The organism is Mycobacterium sp., assembly GCF_049585075.1.
GTDB lineage: Bacteria > Actinomycetota > Actinomycetes > Mycobacteriales > Mycobacteriaceae > Mycobacterium.
Window position 1 is genome coordinate 1 of the sequence record NZ_JBAUZA010000542.1, and the last position, 4,672, is coordinate 4,672.

Genomic DNA, 4,672 nt, shown 5'->3' on the forward strand with positions numbered 1-4,672 from the left:
CTGGACTGGTTCGGCGTCGCCGTGCTTGTCGCCTGGGGCGGGCTGGCCGCGCTGGCCGCGCTCCGATGGTTCCGGTTCACCTGATTTTTGCGCTCACCTACTCGCGACACTTCAACCGCACACACGACGCGCCGGTGCGGGAGTGCGTCGTTGCAGTCTCGGCGACTCAGCCGCCCTACTACGTGGCGTAGTTTTCGTTGTCCTACGATCGGGCGATGCCTGTGCTGCCTCAACCCAGCGTGCGCACGCAGCGCGGCGTCGCCGCATTCGTCATCCTGACCCAGGGCGGTATCGCCGTGACCGGCGCGATTGTCCGCGTCACCGCGTCCGGGTTGGGCTGCCCGACGTGGCCGCAATGCTTCCCAGGCAGCTTCACCCCGGTGGCCCACCCCGAGGTGCCCCGAATCCATCAGGCCGTCGAATTCGGCAACCGGATGATCACTTTCGCCGTCGTCGTCGCCGCGATCCTGGCGGTGCTGGCCGTGACCCGGGCCCGGCGACGCGCCGAAATATTGCTGTACGCGTGGTTGATGCCGGCCTCGACCGTGCTGCAGGCGGTGATCGGCGGCATCACCGTGCTCACCGGCTTGCTGTGGTGGACAGTGGCGATCCATCTGCTGACGTCGATGGCGATGGTGTGGCTGGCGGTGCTGCTGTACGTCAAGATCGGCGAACCCGACAACGGCGAGGCGACCAGCACGGTGGTCGCGCCGCTGCGCTGGCTCACCGCGCTCAGCGCGATGACGCTGGCTGCCGTGCTGGTGACCGGGACCCTGGTCACCGCGGCGGGCCCGCACGCCGGCGACACCAGCCCGTTCCGGACGGTGCCGCGGCTGAGGATCCAGATCACCACGCTGGTGCACGCGCATTCGTCGCTGCTGGTGGCCTATCTCGGGCTGGTGGTGGGCCTGGGCTTCGGGTTGCTCGCGGTGCGGGCAGCTCGGCCGATCCTGCTGCGACTCGGCGTGTTGGTACTGCTGCTGTTCGCTCAAGCCACCGTCGGCACTGTGCAGTTCTTCACCGGAGTGCCCGCCGCGCTGGTGGCGATACATGTCGCGGGCGCGGCGGCGTGCACAGCAGCCACCGCCGCGCTATGGGCGTCGATGCGAGAGCGGACCGAGCCCCAGCCGATCGAGAGCTGATTCAACGCACACCGCGAATTGCCGCTGCCCGTCGTCGCGCGCGGTCTCGTCGAGCAGCCCCCAACCCAGCGACGGCGCAACCAGATTCAGCCGGACCAATTCAGCATCTGCGGTGACATCGACGCGGGCGTAGAGCAGCTCGTCGACCCGGATGCCGGAATGCTTGGCCGCCACGCGCAGCGCAGCATGCCCGAGGTCCCACAATTCGAAGTCGGCATCCACCGGCCGTTGCCCGGCGAACGCGTGCGACTGCACGCCGCCGAGATAGACCAGCATCGTCACGCGCTCCGGTGCTGACGCGCGAACCGCCACCCCGCCGTTGCGCAGATCCCGCAGCTGATGTTGGCCGACGTTCCAGGCGATCACATCTGCCGCGTTGAGCAGGTTGGGCACCCGGCTGGTCCAGGCCAGAAACTCCTCGAGCCGGTCGGCGTACGCGGTGGCCGTCCGCAGGATCACCAGATCGGCGTGCAGCGTGTCCGGGTCATCCCAGGACAGCCATCGGGCATGCAGCCCCCGCTTACGCAGCGCGGCGACCAGACCGGCATCGTCGCCTCCCTTCGAACCGGCCAGCACGATCCGCGGATGACGAATGTCGGGCCGGGCCAACTTCATGCGGACTCCATGCTTGCGGATGCTGGTTATGGATCATAGTGAGCATGCACGCAATCGAAGTCGCCGAAATCGGCGGTCCGGAAGTACTCAGCTATGTCGAGAAGCCGCAGCCCTCCCCTGGTCCCGGTGAGGTGCTGATCAAATCCGAAGCGGTCGGCGTCAATTTCATCGACACCTATTTCCGGTCCGGTTCTTACCCGCGCGACCTGCCTTTTGTGCTGGGCACCGAAGTGGCCGGGACGGTGGCCGCTGTGGGCGACGGTGTGACGACGCTCACCGTCGACGACCGGGTGGCGACCGCTGCGGCGTCCGGAGCGTATGCCGAATTCGCTACCGCACCAGCCTCTTTGGTTACGCGCGTGCCGTCAGCGGTCGGTTTGGATGTGGCCGCCTCATCGCTGTTGAAGGGAATGACGGCGCATTACCTGCTCAAGTCGGTCTACCCGGTGAAGGCGGGCGACGCGGTGCTGGTCCACGCCGGAGCAGGCGGAGTGGGGCTGATCTTGACGCAGTGGGCGGCCAGCCTGGGGGTCCGGGTGATCACGACGGTGTCGACACCCGCCAAAGCCGAGCTGTCGCGGCAGGCCGGCGCGACAGACGTGCTGGACTACCCGGGTGATGACGCGCACGAGTTCGGAAGGCGCATCCGCGAGTTGACCGACGGCGCGGGTGTGGCCGCGGTCTACGACGGTGTCGGCGCCAGCACGTTCGACGCCAGCCTGGCCAGCCTGGCCGTGCGGGGAACGTTGGCGTTGTTCGGCGCGTCCAGCGGCCCCGTCCCGCCGATCGACCCGCAGCGGCTCAACGCGGCCGGCTCCGTATACCTGACCCGCCCGTCGCTGGCTCACTTCACCAGCCCTGGCGACGAATTTGCTTGGCGCTCAGGGGAATTATTCGATGCGATCGCCGCGGGTTCGATCAGGGTGACGGTGAGTGAACGCTATCCGTTGGCCGATGCCGCGCAAGCTCATCGCGACCTGCAGGGCCGCAAGACCGTCGGCTCTATCGTCTTGGCGCCGTAGTCGATGCCGGCCCGTCGGACTCCCAACTGCCCGGCATCATCGGCACCGTCGGTCCGCCACCGAATTCATCGCCGGCAAGCGTGGTAAGGCCGGCGGCCTGCTCGACGGCCTCGCTGCGCATGGTGCCGGCAAAACCCAACGGTCCCGCCCCGTTATCCGATGCCAACGGCTGGTTACCCGCCGGCTCGCCCCAGTCGGGGTCCACGCCGATATTCATGTCGGCAAATTCGTCGCCGTGGTCGCGCACTATCGTGCGCCGACGCCGCCGCGCCTGCCGCTGCGCACGTGCGGCCGCTGCCGCTGTCGCCGTGGCGATATCGGGGTCCGGCGCCTTCCGTTTGGCGCTGGATTTGGCGGCGGCGCTCATCCCCGAATCGAACCCAATTCCTGGCGGGCCCACCGCGTATGGGGGCACGAAACCCGCCCCAACCGCGGCCGGCGGTGCCGGAGGCGCCGCTGAACTGACCATGGTGCTCGTCACGTGCACAGGCGCCGGAGCCGGCGCCGTGGTAGGGGCCGCTGCCGAGGCAACAACTGTCGGGCTCGCTCCAGCCATCGGCAACGCGGCGGGCGCATTTGCAATCGGTACCAGCGCAGGCGGTGCCAGCGACTCGACCACGGGGATCGACGGACCAGCGGCCAGCTCGGCCAGCCCCGCGAAACCTCCCGCAGACCCCATGGAGGCAACCGCGAGGCCGGGGGCGATGGCCGGCTGTATCAGCGGATAGATGATGGAAGGAAAATCGTCCGGGCTGAGTACCGCCAGAAACGGATTCGCCAGCACCGTCAACGGATCCGACAAGACCTTGTTGATGACGTTCTCCACGAACCCCACCGGATTCGCGAGGAATTCAAAGATGTGGTCGCCCCCGAAACCGAAATACAGGTCCGACAGGAAGGGGAACTGCCCCACGAAGGACTCGACGACCTGCTGGGTGTAGCCAACCGGATTCTGCAGGAAGGCGGCGACGTCGAAGTTTTCGATCACGTTCAAAAATGACGACTCCAGGTTGGACAGGTTCAGCGTCGAGGCGTCCTGGAAGAGCTGTTCGACAGCCTGGATGGCGTTGGACACCGCGTCGCCGTAGCTGGATGCCGAGTTCAGCACTACGGGCGCCGGCTGGGTTTGCGGCGTCGACGCCGCCGCCGTATCGGAGACGGCTTGGTAAGTCACCATCGTGGTGGCGGCCTGAACCCACATCCGCACATAGTCGGCTTCGTTGAGCGCGATCGGAATGGTATTGATACCAAAGAAGTTCGTCGCCAACAACACCGCGTGTGTGGCATGGTTGGCCGCCAACTCGCCCAGTGTCGGCATAGCGGCCAGCGCGACGGTGTAGGCCGCGGCAACCGTCTCGTGCTGGGCGGCGGCTGCAGCGCTCTTCGCGCTGGCTTGCATTAGCCAAGCGAGATACGGCACATGCGCGGCCGCATACGACTCCGCGCTCGGACCCTCCCACGCACCTGCCTGCACCGCGGCCAATACCGCCGTGAGTTCCTCAGACGCCGACGCGTACTCCTCGCTCAATGAACTCCACGCACCCGCGGCCGCCAGCAGAGAGCTCGGGCCCGGACCGCTGCTGAGCAACGCTGAATGCACCTCTGGCGGTGACGCCATCCACATGGGCGTGCTCACCCTCAGACCTCCCGCGGAGCAACGCTGATCCGCAGAACGTTAGCATTGCCTAAGCTAACCTGTCGAGGTTTGCCATATGCCGCGTCTTACCTGGTGGGCCCCACGCGAAAAGGTCTAGCAGATTGCGGCTCTAGCCGCCCCATTTGGCGCCTTCGGCTTGGTCGCGGGCCAGCATCGAGGTGGTGTTGTTCTCATGCGTGCCGGCCATCGCCCGATAGGCCAACACCAACTGCTCCATGGCCTGATTCCACTGCGCC

Annotated in this window: 4 protein-coding genes and 1 pseudogene; 2 read left to right on the forward strand and 3 right to left on the reverse strand. The window is 66.9% G+C overall.

Going from position 1 to position 4,672, the window contains the following annotated elements; genetic code table 11:
- Positions 1 to 197: 197 nt before the first annotated feature.
- Positions 198 to 1,142 carry a COX15/CtaA family protein gene (locus WB785_RS24765; protein ID WP_424082747.1) on the forward strand — a complete coding sequence of 315 codons (945 nt, stop codon included), beginning with the start codon at positions 198 to 200 and terminating at the stop codon, positions 1,140 to 1,142.
- Here the strand turns inward: WB785_RS24765 and WB785_RS24770 are convergent.
- Entirely contained in the window at positions 1,092 to 1,757 is a 666-nt protein-coding gene (locus tag WB785_RS24770; RefSeq protein WP_424082749.1) for a hypothetical protein, read from the reverse strand. The two genes, WB785_RS24765 and WB785_RS24770, sit on opposite strands and share 51 nt — an antisense overlap.
- Positions 1,758 to 1,801: 44 nt before the next feature.
- Here WB785_RS24770 and WB785_RS24775 point away from each other — a divergent pair, with 44 nt between their 5' ends.
- Positions 1,802 to 2,779 carry a quinone oxidoreductase family protein gene (locus WB785_RS24775; protein WP_424082751.1) on the forward strand — a complete coding sequence of 326 codons (978 nt, stop codon included), beginning with the start codon at positions 1,802 to 1,804 and terminating at the stop codon, positions 2,777 to 2,779.
- Here WB785_RS24775 and WB785_RS24780 read toward each other — a convergent pair.
- Together WB785_RS24780 and WB785_RS24785 are read right to left on the reverse strand one after the other, a co-directional pair.
- Positions 2,760 to 4,415: a PPE family protein gene (locus WB785_RS24780; protein ID WP_424082753.1), complete on the reverse strand. Its 1,656-nt coding sequence runs from the start codon at positions 4,413 to 4,415 to the stop codon at positions 2,760 to 2,762. The genes WB785_RS24775 and WB785_RS24780 overlap by 20 nt on opposite strands.
- A gap of 130 nt (positions 4,416 to 4,545) precedes the next feature.
- Positions 4,546 to 4,672: pseudogene (locus tag WB785_RS24785) on the reverse strand (WXG100 family type VII secretion target); the annotation flags it as partial.